This is a genomic window from Idiomarina sp. 017G (genome assembly GCF_004362265.1).
GTDB lineage: Bacteria > Pseudomonadota > Gammaproteobacteria > Enterobacterales > Alteromonadaceae > Idiomarina > Idiomarina loihiensis.
On record NZ_SNWT01000007.1, the window covers coordinates 68,093 to 81,666 of the forward strand.

The following is a 13,574-nucleotide window of genomic DNA, read 5'->3' on the forward strand; positions in this document are numbered from 1 at the left end:
ATGAGCCTTTTGTATATACAGATGTATTACGCTACAATTCAATGGAGGAGTTGTGCTGGAAATTAGCGATAAAGTTAGGGAAAAACTAAAGAACAAGCATAACGTCTCAGAAAGCATGATCAGAGAGGCTTTTGCAAATAGACAAGGTGGCTTCTTGAAAGATCAAAGAGAGAAGCATGGCACCATTCCACCTACTCAATGGTTTGTATCCGAGACAGATAACGGGGTAAAGCTAAAAGTTTGCTTCATTCATTCTAACGGAGTTATCTATATAAAGACTGCTTATGAAGCTAATTCGTTAGAGCAAAAAATCTATGAAAAGTATGGAAGCTAAAAATATCCCGGCATGAATTGGAGAGTCGTATGAAAAAAGAAGATATCAGAGAAGCGGTTGAGCAAGATGAAAAATGGGATAGTGGTGAATTAGGTCAAGAAGAAGCTTATGTAGAACGTGTGGGATTTGACCAGGCAATTGAAGATGCAATCAATCAGTCTGTGCGACTGCGGCCTATATCTATTCGTATGGAAGAAGAGCTCATCGACGATTTGAAGACCATCGCAGAGCATTATAACTTGGGATACCAACCGCTAATTAGGCAACTCCTGAAGCGATTTGTGGCATCGGAAAAGAAAGTTCTGAAGCAAAGAGCTCAGGTCATGGAAATCAAGGGCCCAGAAGATAAAGAAGCCGAAGAAGGGTAGCCTGACGCTATTGCGTCAGGTGCGATTTGCCCGTTTATACCAAGAGGTAAGAATTACCATTGGTGGTTAGCTTGACACCCCACCTGACGTGAACGTCAGGCTACTAAGCCACTGTTTGAACAATTCGACAAAACGTTCCAGCTGTTCACGGCTGACATCCAGATGGCATACCAACCGCAGCTTTTGGCCGCTGGGCAGTTTAATATCATTCTCAGTCATCAGTTCCCGCAAGCTGTCCGCCGGTAAACTGTCCGATAGCTCGACAAAGGTCATGTTGGTACCGGAATAGCGGACTTTGGCTTCGGTACCTGCCAGCAACTCAGAAAGTTGTTCAAACAACCATTTCGCGTTGTCGTGGTCCTGCTGTATACGCTCAAACTGATGCGTTAACGCGTAATCAATGGCTACGGCAACAAACCCGGCCTGACGCATACCGCCGCCGACCATTTTGCGCCAACGTCGAGCGTGGGCAATTAATTCTTTTGAGCCTGCCAGCAGTGAACCAATAGGCGCACCAAGACCTTTTGAACAACATAGAGACACGCTGTCGAAAGGCGCGGCGAGTTCCGCCATGCTGCGGCCGCTGGCAACAACGGCGTTGGGCAAGCGCGCGCCGTCTAAATGCATCGACAAACCATTTTGATCGGCCAGAATACGGGCTTTATCAAAATAGGCCTGGTCTATTAACTGCCCGCCGTGGGTATTTTCAAAGGCCAGCAAGCGGGTAATGGGAAAGTGCGGGTCGTTGGGTTTTATACGCTTTTCAATAGTTTCAAGCGACAAGGTGCCATCGGCTTCTACTTCTACCGTCTGTGGCACTATGCTGCCTAAAACTGCAGCGCCTCCGGCTTCGTAGCGGTATGTGTGATACTCCTGACCGACAATGTACTCTTCGCCGTTACGACAGTGGCTCATTAACCCCAGCAAGTTACTTTGGGTACCCGAGCTGCACAGCAAAGCATCTTCTTTACCCAGCAACTCTGCCACCCGCTTTTCCAGTGCGTTAATTGACGGGTCTTCACCATAGACATCATCGCCGACGGTAGCCTCGGCGATTGCAGTGCGCATTGCAGCGCTGGGAAGGGTTACGGTATCACTGCGTAAATCCAGCATAACAGCCTCATTTTGGGGTTAGTTATAACAACTATCATCCGGTTCTAAGCGCAAGGTTGTTTAGCGAGCTCAGTCAAGGGATAATGGCCTAATATTGAACCAGACACTCGACAACAAAGCGAGCCAATATGAAAGTTTTTAATAATGTAATGGAAATGGTCGGCAACACGCCAATGGTGCGCGTTACCAATATGGACACCGGCCCGTGCGAGCTGTATTTAAAACTCGAGCTGCAGAACCCGGGCGGCTCAATTAAAGACCGTATTGCGGTGGAAATGGTTGAACAGGCTGAAAAGCAAGGCAAATTAAAGCCGGGCGATACCATTATTGAAGCGACTGCCGGTAATACCGGGCTGGGTCTGGCGTTAGTGGCGGCGAGCAAAGGTTATCCGCTGAAAATTGTTATGCCGGACAAAATGAGCCAGGAGAAAGTAAACAACCTGCGCGCTATGGGTGCCGAAGTGGTACAGACGCGCTCCGACGTACAAAAAGGCCACCCTGAGTATTATCAGGATATGGCAGCGCGCATGGCGGAAGAGAACGGTTATTACTATGTTAACCAGTTTGAGAATCCGGCAAACGTCGATGCTCACTACAAAACCACAGGTCCGGAAATTTGGGAACAAATGGAAGGTAAACTGGATGCGTTCGTTTGTGGTGTTGGCTCTGGCGGAACCTTAACCGGTGTTGGCCGTTATTTACGCGAACAAAAAAGCGATATCGACTTAGTATTGGCTGATCCGGCAGGCTCTATTTTAGAACCATTGGTTAACCGTAACGAAGAAGTGGAAGCTGGTAGCTGGTTGGCCGAAGGCATTGGTGAAGATTTTATCCCGACCATTTGTGATATTAAATTAGCCAATACTGCATTTGCCATTTCTGATAAGGAAGGCATGCAAACCGCGCGTAAAGTACTGGAAAAAGAAGGCGTTATGGTCGGTTCATCAAGCGGAACTTTAATTGCAGCAGCGCTGCGTTATTGCCAACAACAAACCGAGCCAAAACGCGTTGTGACGCTAGCTTGTGATACGGGTAACCGTTACTTGTCCAAGCTGTTCAACGACGACTGGATGCGTGAGCAAAACCTGCTGTAATACTTGTTGTAAATTAAGGAACCGAATCATGGCAAATGAAAAAACGATGAAATTCGCGACGCGCGCCATTCACGGCGGGCAGTCTCCGGAGCCTGTTACCGGTGCGGTAATGCCTCCTATTTTTACCAGCTCTACCTATGCTCAGGAAAGCCCGGGCCAACACAAAGGTTTTGAGTATTCACGCTCACACAACCCCACGCGTTTTGCCTGGGAACGTTCGGTTGCATCGCTGGAAGGTGGCAAGCAAGGGCTGGCTTTTGCGTCTGGCATGGCAGCAACCTCGACCATTCTTGAACTGCTGGACAGCGGCGATCACATCGTTGCTATGGACGATTTATACGGCGGTAGCTTCCGCTTATTCGATAAAGTGCGCGGACGCTCTGCTGGCCTGAAATTCTCTTATGTCGACTTAGCTGACTTAAGCGCAGTGGAAGCCAGCATTCAGGACAACACCCGCATGATTTGGGTCGAGACGCCAAGCAACCCGATGCTGAAACTGGTCGACATTGAAGCCATCGTTAAACTGGCGAAGAAAAAGAACCCGGACATTATTGTGGTGGTGGACAACACCTTCGCTACGCCGTTTAACCAGCGTCCGCTGGAGATGGGCGCAGACATGGTTATGCATTCGGCAACCAAATACCTCAATGGTCACTCTGATATGGTCGGCGGTATTGCTGTTGTGGGCGACAATGACGACCTGGTTGAGCGTATGCTGTTCTTACAGAACTCAGCAGGTGCTATTGCCGGTCCGTTTGACTCATACCTGGCACTGCGCGGCGTGAAGACGTTGGCATTGCGTATGCGTCATCACAACGAAGCGGCAATGGAATTAGCTAAGTGGCTTGAGCAACACCCGAAAGTGGAAAAAGTCATTTACCCGGGACTTGAAAGCCATCCTCAGCACGAGTTGGCTAAAAAGCAGATGCAGGGCTTTGGCGGCATGATTTCTATTTTACTGAAAGGTGATTTAGAAGCGGCGCGCAAATTCCTGGAGTCGGTAGAAGTGTTTGCTCTGGCGGAAAGCCTGGGCGGCGTTGAATCGCTGATTGAGCACCCGGCTATTATGACTCACGCATCGGTTCCAAAAGAGAATCGTGAGAAGTTAGGCATTCTGGATAACTTCGTGCGGGTGTCTGTTGGTATTGAAGATCTGGATGATCTTAAAGCCGACTTAGACAACGCGCTTAATGCATTTTAATCGCTATTAACGATTAAAAATTCAATATTTAATATGTAAAACCGGCCTTTTGGTCGGTTTTTTACTTTTAATTTCATAGACTTATACAAAGTTTTACAGTTTAGTCATAATTGAGTAGTCTTTATCTATCAGTAATTACTTGCGAGTAAAAGCTGATTTAGAACAAAAAACAGAAACGCAAAGACGTTTTTTAAATAACGAAAAGGAAAGACTTATGCTATTGAGCCTCATGGTACTCCAAGGACTCGTAGCCGCTCTATTGTTTTATACTTTAGTGGGCCAGCATCAGAAAAAACCACTATGGAATTTGTTAGCGGTATTAACCGCCGGTTTCATTCCACCGGTAAACTGGGCGCTTCTTGTGTTCGCTATTGGTGTCAGAATGTGGCGTCGTTCGCCGCAAACCAGTACACCACAAAACATAACGGCAAAGCTCAGCCATTAAGTGGCTAAAGAGCAAGGCAATTTAGCAGTATGTCAGACACAACTAATGTACGACCCTTTCATTTAGCCATTCCTGTCAGCTCACTCGATAATGCCCGTGCGTTTTATGGCGATGTGCTTGGGCTGTCACAGGGACGCAGCAGTGACGAATGGATAGACTGGAACTTCTTTGGTCACCAGTTTGTGACTCATGTAGCGCCCAATGTTGCCGGTTTAAAAAATCACAGCGGCGTTGATGGTCATTCGGTTCCTGTTCCACATTTTGGCGTTGTCTTATTACGTGACGACTGGGAAGCGTTGGCAGAACGTGTGAAAGCTGCGGATATTGAGTTTGTCATAGAACCCTACATTCGCTTCAAAGGTAAGCCGGGCGAGCAGGGCACTATGTTCTTCTACGATTACTGCGGTAACGCGCTAGAATTCAAAACCTTCAACGACGACAGTCAAATCTTCGCAACCTAAGTTTTGATATAGGCTCGACTACTGGCGCAGCTTTATATCTTCCGGCTGCGCTGCAACATTACCACCGCTCAGCACCAACCCCACTCGTTTACCTTCAAATAGCGACTTATTTTGTATAACCGCAGCTAAAGCGATAGCAGACGACGGTTCCACAATAATTTTCAGATGATGCCAAATCAGCTTCATGGCGCTTAGGGTGTCTTCATCCTTCAAGACTAAGATATCGCTGATACGTTGCTGAATAATAGCAAAAGGCAATTCACCAACTTGAGTCAGTAAGCCATCGCACAGGCTTTTCGCGGGTAACGCCGGTTGCCGCTCTCCGGCTTTTAACGACAAGAAAGCATCATTCGCTAATTCCGGCTCCGCGCCGAACACTTGTATTTCGGTACCGTCGCAGGCAAGACAGGCACCTGAAAGCAAGCCACCACCACCCAGTGGCGTGATTACCGCATCCAGTGCGTCAGTTTGCTCCAGTAACTCAAGTGTTGCTGTGCCCTGACCGGCAATAATGTCGGCATGATCATAAGGCGGTATAAAGTGACTTTTACCTTCCTTTTGCCACTTGGTCACAATGGCTTCACGCGCTGCCATACCGGGTTCTATGTCGGTAGTTTCCGCACCACCGGCTTCAATATTTTGCCGTTTTATTGCGGGAGCATTAATGGGTACACCCACTTTTACTTTTACACCCAAAGCTTTACCTGCATGGGCTAATGCCGCACCATGATTGCCGGAAGACACGGTGATAACCCCTTGCTGGCGCTGCTCCGGGCTAAGCTTAAGTAGCGCGTTAGTGGCACCACGGAACTTAAAGGCCCCGGTACGTTGCAAATTCTCGCATTTGAAAAATAATTCGCAGCCCAATTGCTGATTTAACGCAGGGTTTGTCAGCACAGGGGTCTTGACGGTATAGCTATTAATTCTTTGCTGCGCTTGTACGACATCGGCATGGCAGGGGAGCGATAACTTCGGCATAATACGAGCCCTTAACGAATAAAACGACACAGTGATAAGCATACACTGTCTGGAGCCGGAACGTGAGTCAACTCGATACCTTTCAGCGCATACGCGAACTGCCGCGTGAACAGCAAATTGTTATGGCGTTATATTTGTGCGAACGCATGGTTCCTAATTACGACTTCTTCCATCAGTTAACCGGCTTTGGCGACAGTAAACCTTTGCACGGCACGCTAAATGCCTGCTGGGACTGGGTCGCGAACCCGAAGAAAACGAAGGTTAACTTTACCCGCTGGCAGGAAAAAGTCGACGAGCAAACGCCCAGTGAATACGGGCACGATATGCTGGGTGTCTACCCGGCAATGGATGCCTGCACGGCGTTGAGTACGTTGTTGCAGGGGCTGCTGGACGATAACGGATCTAACTTTCTGGATGTGGCAAAAATATCACAAGCCAGTGTGGCGAAATTTATTGAATTAAATGACGCCGAAGAAGTGGGTACCGAGCAGTTAAAAGAACACGTTCAGAACCATGAATTAATGGAATATGAAGTTGCGATTCAGCAGGCTATGATCAACTTTCTTGAACAACAGCCTGCGGTAAACAGAGCTTTGGTAAGCCAGTTAAAAATGATGCTTAACGACGAGGGGGTGTCGAACCTTGGTCTGGCTTTGGACGCTGAAGAATAGACAGCCAGGCGAAAATGCCAAAGGCCAGGATTTGCCAGCTGTCGCCTTTGCGCCAGGGAAAGACCTCTTTCATGGTGGCAACAAAAATACCAAGCAGCAGCAAGTGAGTAATAACCATAATGGCTAATAATAAGCTCAGCAAACCAATGGACTGAGTGCTGAGCTCGCCGTTTGCTCCTGCAAGCAGAGCAAAAAGACCCAGCCAGATAACGGCAAAAACCACTTTGCCCGCAATAATAATAACTTTCATGCTATGTCCTTCGTCAGTAAGCGAAAGCAAACTTGTCCGTGAGTTTTCTCTTTGGTCACACGCCAGTTTGCCGGTAATTTCAATGGCCACTCTTTTTCTGTTTCCAAATACACTCGACTGTCGGCTGCCAGCCAGTTGCTTTCATCCAGTAGTTTTAACGTTTTATCAGCCAGCCCTTCGCGAAACGGCGGGTCAATAAAAACAATGTCGTAGGCTTCAGCGGATTGAGTTTGCAGCCAGTCGAGTGCGTTATGAGTAATAACATCAATGTTTTCGCTGCTTAACAAGGTGACATTATTCTGTAATTGCTGGCTTACCGTTTTTACGGCCTCTATCAGGGTCAATTGAGCCGCTCCACGCGACGCAGCCTCGAAACCTAAGCTGCCACTGCCGGCAAATAAGTCCAGCACCCGGGCGTCAGTAATGTCCCACTGCAGCCAGTTAAACAGAGTTTCGCGTACGCGGTCCGTGGTGGGACGTAAACCCGGGCTGTCGGCAACGGGAAGGCGACGACCGCGCCATTTTCCGCCAATAATCCGATAGTCGCCGCTGGCGCTTGTCTGGCGTTTTTGTCTCACTCTGTGGCTTCCTTTATTCAGACCGTCGTCAGTTTGTTAACAGCATGGTAAACTAAAGCCTATAGTTTAACGATTCCTGCGTGTCAGTTCCAAGGAAACCAATATGTCGATGTTTTCGCTGTTTAAGAAAAAGCGTAATGAAAAGGCACCCGAGGCCGAAGAGAAAAAAGAAGATGCGGTAGTCGAAGAACAGGAGCAGCCAGAGCCTGAATCAGAAGCTGAGCCTGAGCCCGTAGTTGAACCAGAGCCAGAATCAGAAACTAAATCCGAAGCTAAACCTGAACATAAGCCAGAACATAAACCAGAACCAACCGAAGTCGCACCAAAAGAGAAGGGTGAGAAGAAAGGTTTCTGGGCACGTCTGACCCAAGGTTTACGCAGAACTTCCGGTTCTATCGGTTCAGGTCTTATTGGCGTATTCCGTGGTAAGAAAATTGATGACGACCTGTTTGAAGAACTCGAAACTCAGCTATTAATGGCAGATTTGGGTGTCGCGACCACCACCAAAATTATTGATAATCTGACAAAACAAGCTGACCGCAAGCAGTTAAAAGACGCGGAAGCTTTGTATGAGCTGTTACAAGAGCAGTTAGCCGAGATTTTAAAACCAGTCGATAAGCGTCTGGAGATACCGGAATCTGACTCGCCTTATGTGATTCTAATGACCGGCGTAAACGGTGTGGGCAAAACTACCACTATTGGTAAGCTGGCTAAGCAATTTAAAGCTGAAGGTAAGTCGGTAATGCTGGCCGCCGGTGATACTTTCCGTGCGGCGGCGGTAGAACAGCTTCAGGTGTGGGGCGAGCGTAACGACATTCCGGTTATTGCTCAGCATACCGGAGCCGACAGCGCTTCTGTTCTGTATGACGCGCTGCAGGCTGCTAAAGCACGCGACGTTGATGTGCTTATTGCGGACACCGCCGGACGCCTGCAAAATAAAGCCAACTTAATGGAAGAGCTGAAAAAGCTGGTTCGGGTAATGAAAAAGCTGGACTCGGAAGCGCCGCACGAAGTGATGCTGACGCTTGACGCTGGTACCGGTCAGAATGCTATTAGCCAGGCAAAACTCTTTACCGAGGCCGTGGGCGTTTCGGGTATTGTGATGACTAAGCTCGACGGCACCGCAAAAGGCGGGGTGATTTTCGCGGTCGCAGACCAGTTCGCTATTCCGATTCGCTATATTGGTGTGGGCGAAAGCTTAGAAGATTTACGGCCTTTTGTGGCAAAAGACTTTATCGCGGCGCTATTTGACCGTAACGTAGACGAATCAGAACAGACAACAGCGAGTTAATCATGATCCGCTTTGAGCAAGTCAGTAAAACCTATCGTGGAGGCCATCAGGCGCTAAGCCATGTCGACTTCCACGTAGAGCCCGGTGAAATGGCCTTTTTAACGGGCCATTCCGGTGCGGGTAAAAGTACCTTGCTTAAACTCATCAGTTTAATGGAAAGACCAACCGCAGGCCGGGTGCTGATTAACGGGCACGATTTGCGAAAGATTAAGCCCTCGCAAGTGCCTTATGTGCGTCGTGATATTGGCATGATTTTTCAGGATCACCGCCTGCTCATGGATAAAACGGTATTTGATAACGTTGCGTTGCCGCTGATTATCGAAGGCTACAGTGTTCAGGAGGCGCGCAAGCGTGTCATGGCTGCGCTGGAGAAAGTGGGTATAGCCGACAAAGTAAAACACTATCCGAAAATGTTATCCGGTGGTGAGCAGCAACGAGTGGGTATTGCCCGCGCTATTGTGACTAAGCCACCTTTGCTACTGGCCGATGAGCCCACCGGTAACCTCGATCCTAAGTTGTCGATGGAAATTATCCGGTTGTTTGAAGAATTTAATAAAGTCGGTGTTGCTGTCCTCATTGCCACCCACGATTTAGGCCTCATTGCACGCTTACGCTACCGCACGCTAACTTTAAAAGACGGACGTATGATTAACGATGGTCTGGAGGACAGTGAACTATGAGTTTATTGTTCCGCAACCGCAGCATTGAAAAAGGTGCCAGTAATCGCGGCCGATTGCCCTGGTGGCGCAGACTCGTTATGGTTCCTGTGCATCATGCCCAGCAGGCCATTGCGAGTTTAGGCGAGTTGTGGCGTAATCCTTTTGCTTCTCTTATGACCATGGCGGTACTGGGGCTTAGCCTGACGCTGCCGTCGTCGCTTTACGTGTTAGTCAAAAATACCACCAGTATTGCTGATAATTGGCAGGAAGCCTCTGAAGTTACCTTGTTTTTAAGGAAGGATCTGCAGCAATCTGAAGTCGATACATTAAAAACGCAAACGGAACTCTCCGAAGGTGTTGAGTCAGTGCGCCTTATTCCAAAAGAGCAGGGGTTGGAAGAGTTTAAGAAAGAGTCGGGCTTTGGTGAAACACTGGATTACCTGTCATCAAACCCGCTGCCGGACGTGTTGGTGGTTATTCCGGCTGAGTCGCATCGATCGCCCCAGCGGGCCGAGGAATTGCTCAACCGGCTGGAAAAACAACGCGAAGTCGCTTACGCGAAAATGGATCTGGAATGGCTTAACCGACTACAGGGAATTCTCAATTTAATTGAAGATATTCTCGGAGCGCTGGCCGTGGTGCTGTGTTTGTCGGTGGTGCTTATTGTAGGGAACACGATTCGGTTAAATATACTGTCCAAGCGTGACGAAATTATGGTGATGAAACTGGTCGGCGCGACTAACGCGTTTATTCAGCGTCCTTTTTTATACACCGGAGTCTGGTACGGAATTATTGGCGGACTGGTTGCCTGGTTAGCAACCGCGTTACTGATCTGGTGGGTGGAGAGTGCCGTAGTAGATTTAACTGAACTTTACGAGACGCCTTTCCAATTAAATGGTCTGACGTTAGGCGAGCTATTGATTATATGGTTGGTCGCTGTAGGATTAGGTTTAGCAGGTTCTTACTTGGCTGTAAGACGTCATATACAAAGCATAGAACCTGAATAAAATGGGGTTGCGAAAGCCATAGGCTTAGTTATACTGAATTACCTGATCTGCAATGATCATAATGGAACTTTTAGACTCAAAAAGGGTCTTAAAAGCTGACTGAAAAAGCAGTAATTAAGTCGGTATTTTAAGTAGAGGTTGTTAAATGAGCACTGAATTAAACACTATGGCATTATCGGTTCCCCAAGGGGCAGGACTCGACGGCTATATTCAGTCAGTCAACCGTATTCCTATGCTCACCGCCGAAAAAGAAAAGGCGTTGGCAACAAGATTATACGAGAACAGTGACCTTGATGCAGCGAAAGAACTCATCATGTCGCATCTCCGTTTTGTGGTACACGTAGCTCGTAGTTATTCGGGTTATGGTCTGCCGCAAGCCGATTTAATTCAGGAAGGCAATATTGGCCTAATGAAGGCCGTGAAACGCTTTGACCCATCAGTTGGTGTGCGTCTGGTGTCTTTTGCTGTTCACTGGATAAAAGCAGAAATTCATGAATACGTGCTGCGTAACTGGCGCGTTGTTAAAGTGGCAACCACTAAAGCACAGCGTAAGTTGTTCTTTAACCTGCGTAAAATGAAAAAGCGTTTAGGTTGGTTTAGTCAGAAAGAAGTTGAAACGGTAGCTAACGAGCTGGGTGTCAGTACTAAAGAAGTGCTGGAAATGGAAACTCGCATGAGCGCCCACGATCAAGCGTTTGAACTGAGTTCAGACGACGATGACTCGAAAGAGGGCTGTGCCTATTCTCCGGCGATGTATCTGGAGGACAAGCGTTCCGACTTAGCCGCAGAAATTGAAGCGGAAGACTACGAAAGCCATACACAGCAGAAACTGCTGGGTGCAATGAGTCACTTAGATGAGCGTAGTCAGGATATCGTCCAGTCTCGCTGGTTATCGGAAGACAAAACGACGCTGCATGACCTGGCAGCAAAATACGAAGTCTCGGCAGAGCGTGTTCGCCAACTTGAACAAAACGCGATGAAGAAACTTCGTCTCGCAATGAGCTAAATGAAGTGCCGCATTGGTTGCGGCGCTTGCTGCATAGCCCCCTCAATTAGTTCTCCCATCCCCGGTATGCCTAACGGCAAATCGGCGGGTGTGCGCTGTGTTCAACTCGATGACGATAATTTGTGTCGTTTATTTGGGAAGCCAGAACGGCCGAAAGTGTGTGGTGAGTTTTCTGCCGATGACTATGTCTGCGGCGAAACTCGCGAGCAGGCGCTTATTTTGCTGACGTCACTGGAAGAAGATACTCATTGCGGTTAACTACTGTGGTTAACTCAGATACGAATACCAATTCAATACCCTGCTCTTTTAATAATGGTAGTTGCTTTTGCAAAAAGCTAAGTGTTTCTGGGTAAGGATGTCCAATAGCTATGGCCTGTCCCTGATGTTTGGCTATACTCAGCAGTTGTTCAAATTGCTGCCGTAAATAGGGTTCATCAACTTGGTTATCAAGAAACACATGCCTATGTGATGTTCGTACACCAAATTCTCCCGCCATTTTTTCTGCAACGCTGAACTCAGATGTCCGGCTATCAATAAAAAAGAGTTTGCGCGCCGCCAGTGTTTCCATCACCGCTTGCATGGGCATTTGTAGTTGGGTCAATTTGCTTCCCATATGATTATTCACGCCAGTAACGTAAGGTATTGAGTCCAGGGCATCAACCAGTTGCAGTTTGATCTGCGCATTGTTCATATCCGCCGTAACCACGCCGGGACCCGGTCGGTTATTTTCAACGGCTTCCATTGGCATATGCAGTAGTATTTGTTTTTTCTGATGATGGGCACGTAAAGCAAAAGCGCGGGCATAAGGGGTATAGGGCAGCACTGCGAAACTGATATTGCCGGGTAACAGAGCTGCTTTTAAATCGTTTCTATTATTGCCTATATCATCGATAACAATGGCTATCTTAGAGGCATAAGCTGGCGCCATCAGGCACACCAGTAAACCCAAAGAAAGTACAAGCTTCAACATCAGCGTATCCAGTTACTTGGGTTTTGTGGACGCCCCTGATGGCGAATTTCAAAGTAAAGTGCCGCACTATTACGTGAACCAGACTGACCCATCAGTGCAATTTCTTCGTCTTTACGCACTTTATCACCAACCGCTTTTGTTAATGTCTGGTTGTGGCCATATAAGCTCATATAACTCTCACCGTGGTCAATAACGATGACTAAACCAAAGCCTCGCAGCCAGTCTGCATATACCACGCGGCCGTTAGCAATAGAGCGAACCGGTTGGCCGTTTTGTCCTTCAATGAGCACACCTTTCCATTCAAGCGGACCTTCGCGGCGTTGTCCAAACAAGCGTTTCACGTCTCCGTCACTTGGCCAGCGAAGTTGATTCTTGACTGCCTGCAGGCCAACCAGACGAACGTCTTTTTGCTGAGCCAGCGCGGTTTCAATGGCACTTAATACCTGCTCTAATTGCTCCCGGCTTTGCTCCAGCTGAGTCACCCGGGACCGGTCTTTACGTTGCTGCTGTTGCAGCTCTGCTAACTTCTCTTCCTGCCGGTGTTGCTGCTGCTCCAGTTGCGCGCGTTGTTCTTGTTGTTCGGCCTGTAAGCTCGCTAACTGGTTTTGTTGCTGCTTAAGTTGTTCTGTCAGCGTGGCAATTTCTTCCTGAGTGCGCCGAATAACTTCAATCTCTTCAACTCTGGCGGCATTCATGTATTGGTAATAGCTCAACATTCTTTCAAACTGGCCAGGGTCTTGCTGGTTTAACAGCATTTTCAGAAAGTCGTGTTTACCGTTCATATAAGCGGAAACCAGCTGATCTTCCAGTTGTGTCATCTGCTGCTTTTGTTTTTGCTTAAGCTCTTCGCGGCGTTGTTCTGAGTCAGCTATTTCTGCAGTAATTTCTTGAAGTTCAGTGTCGGTCTGGCGCAAAGAGCCGGCTATTTCTGAGGTTTTTATTTCCAGATCACGCAGTTGTCGTTCAGTTGAGTTTAGTGCACTGCTTCGCTCTTCTATAGCCTGCAAACGCTTAGCCAGTTCCTCTTTAACCGCTGCAATTTCGGCTTGAGTCGAGGCTTTATCATCCTCGCTATAGTCCTGCGCTAAACCGGGGCTGATAACAACCAGCCCCAGCGCCACTGCCCAAAACAGCCTTATTGGCATAAG

At 48.0% G+C, this 13,574-nt stretch carries 18 protein-coding genes; 12 read left to right on the forward strand and 6 right to left on the reverse strand.

The window, feature by feature from the left end; all coding sequences use genetic code 11:
• Positions 1–52 precede the first annotated feature (52 nt).
• Positions 53–334: a hypothetical protein gene (locus DEU30_RS09855; protein WP_016341255.1), complete on the forward strand. Its 282-nt coding sequence runs from the start codon at positions 53–55 to the stop codon at positions 332–334.
• Between the two features lie 29 nt (positions 335–363).
• On the forward strand, positions 364–702 hold the full coding sequence (locus tag DEU30_RS09860; protein ID WP_011233479.1) for a hypothetical protein: 339 nt from the start codon (positions 364–366) through the stop codon (positions 700–702).
• Positions 703–768: 66 nt separating this feature from the next.
• On the opposite strand, the gene ltaE is transcribed toward DEU30_RS09860, so the two are convergent.
• Positions 769–1,815 carry a low-specificity L-threonine aldolase gene (gene ltaE / locus DEU30_RS09865; protein WP_114982123.1) on the reverse strand — a complete coding sequence of 349 codons (1,047 nt, stop codon included), beginning with the start codon at positions 1,813–1,815 and terminating at the stop codon, positions 769–771.
• Positions 1,816–1,943: 128 nt separating this feature from the next.
• Here ltaE and DEU30_RS09870 point away from each other — a divergent pair, with 128 nt between their 5' ends.
• From DEU30_RS09870 to DEU30_RS09885, 4 genes are all read left to right on the forward strand, one after another.
• Positions 1,944–2,909 carry a cysteine synthase family protein gene (locus DEU30_RS09870; protein WP_011233481.1) on the forward strand — a complete coding sequence of 322 codons (966 nt, stop codon included), beginning with the start codon at positions 1,944–1,946 and terminating at the stop codon, positions 2,907–2,909.
• Between the two features lie 28 nt (positions 2,910–2,937).
• On the forward strand, positions 2,938–4,110 hold the full coding sequence (locus DEU30_RS09875; RefSeq protein ID WP_011233482.1) for a cystathionine gamma-synthase: 1,173 nt from the start codon (positions 2,938–2,940) through the stop codon (positions 4,108–4,110).
• 300 nt (positions 4,111–4,410) lie between these two features.
• On the forward strand, positions 4,411–4,563 hold the full coding sequence (locus DEU30_RS13595) for a hypothetical protein (protein ID WP_011233483.1): 153 nt from the start codon (positions 4,411–4,413) through the stop codon (positions 4,561–4,563).
• Between the two features lie 21 nt (positions 4,564–4,584).
• On the forward strand, positions 4,585–5,016 hold the full coding sequence (locus DEU30_RS09885) for a VOC family protein (protein WP_011233484.1): 432 nt from the start codon (positions 4,585–4,587) through the stop codon (positions 5,014–5,016).
• Between the two features lie 18 nt (positions 5,017–5,034).
• Here DEU30_RS09885 and DEU30_RS09890 read toward each other — a convergent pair whose 3' ends face one another.
• Entirely contained in the window at positions 5,035–5,994 is a 960-nt protein-coding gene (locus tag DEU30_RS09890; RefSeq protein WP_114982122.1) for a threonine/serine dehydratase, read from the reverse strand.
• 62 nt (positions 5,995–6,056) lie between these two features.
• Here DEU30_RS09890 and DEU30_RS09895 point away from each other — a divergent pair, with 62 nt between their 5' ends.
• The gene (locus DEU30_RS09895; RefSeq protein WP_114982121.1) at positions 6,057–6,665 is read left to right on the forward strand and encodes a YjaG family protein; all 609 of its coding nucleotides are present in this window, start codon (positions 6,057–6,059) and stop codon (positions 6,663–6,665) included.
• On the opposite strand, the gene DEU30_RS09900 is transcribed toward DEU30_RS09895, so the two are convergent.
• Together DEU30_RS09900 and rsmD are read right to left on the reverse strand one after the other, a co-directional pair.
• A complete protein-coding gene (locus DEU30_RS09900; RefSeq protein ID WP_034818953.1) occupies positions 6,613–6,915 on the reverse strand; it encodes a membrane protein in 303 nt (100 codons plus the stop codon). The two genes, DEU30_RS09895 and DEU30_RS09900, sit on opposite strands and share 53 nt — an antisense overlap.
• Entirely contained in the window at positions 6,912–7,493 is a 582-nt protein-coding gene (gene rsmD, locus DEU30_RS09905) for a 16S rRNA (guanine(966)-N(2))-methyltransferase RsmD (protein ID WP_114982120.1), read from the reverse strand. Before rsmD ends, DEU30_RS09900 begins: the two co-directional genes overlap by 4 nt.
• Positions 7,494–7,596: 103 nt before the next feature.
• Between rsmD and ftsY the strand changes: the two genes are divergently transcribed.
• From ftsY to DEU30_RS09930, 5 genes are all read left to right on the forward strand, one after another.
• The gene (gene ftsY / locus DEU30_RS09910; protein ID WP_114982119.1) at positions 7,597–8,784 is read left to right on the forward strand and encodes a signal recognition particle-docking protein FtsY; all 1,188 of its coding nucleotides are present in this window, start codon (positions 7,597–7,599) and stop codon (positions 8,782–8,784) included.
• 2 nt (positions 8,785–8,786) lie between these two features.
• The gene (gene ftsE, locus DEU30_RS09915) at positions 8,787–9,464 is read left to right on the forward strand and encodes a cell division ATP-binding protein FtsE (protein WP_114982118.1); all 678 of its coding nucleotides are present in this window, start codon (positions 8,787–8,789) and stop codon (positions 9,462–9,464) included.
• Positions 9,461–10,450: a permease-like cell division protein FtsX gene (ftsX, locus tag DEU30_RS09920; RefSeq protein ID WP_011233491.1), complete on the forward strand. Its 990-nt coding sequence runs from the start codon at positions 9,461–9,463 to the stop codon at positions 10,448–10,450. Before ftsE ends, ftsX begins: the two co-directional genes overlap by 4 nt.
• 145 nt (positions 10,451–10,595) lie before the next feature.
• Positions 10,596–11,456, forward strand: coding sequence for an RNA polymerase sigma factor RpoH (gene rpoH / locus DEU30_RS09925; RefSeq protein WP_114982117.1), 861 nt, complete (start codon positions 10,596–10,598; stop codon positions 11,454–11,456).
• Positions 11,457–11,714 carry a YkgJ family cysteine cluster protein gene (locus DEU30_RS09930; RefSeq protein WP_114982116.1) on the forward strand — a complete coding sequence of 86 codons (258 nt, stop codon included), beginning with the start codon at positions 11,457–11,459 and terminating at the stop codon, positions 11,712–11,714. It abuts the gene before it with no gap.
• On the opposite strand, the gene DEU30_RS09935 is transcribed toward DEU30_RS09930, so the two are convergent.
• Positions 11,671–12,426, reverse strand: a complete 756-nt coding sequence (locus DEU30_RS09935) for a divergent polysaccharide deacetylase family protein (protein ID WP_034818944.1) — start codon at positions 12,424–12,426, stop codon at positions 11,671–11,673. The genes DEU30_RS09930 and DEU30_RS09935 overlap by 44 nt on opposite strands.
• Positions 12,426–13,571, reverse strand: a complete 1,146-nt coding sequence (locus DEU30_RS09940) for a peptidoglycan DD-metalloendopeptidase family protein (RefSeq protein WP_034818942.1) — start codon at positions 13,569–13,571, stop codon at positions 12,426–12,428. The genes DEU30_RS09935 and DEU30_RS09940 overlap by 1 nt, the downstream gene beginning before the upstream one ends.
• Positions 13,572–13,574 lie beyond the last annotated feature (3 nt).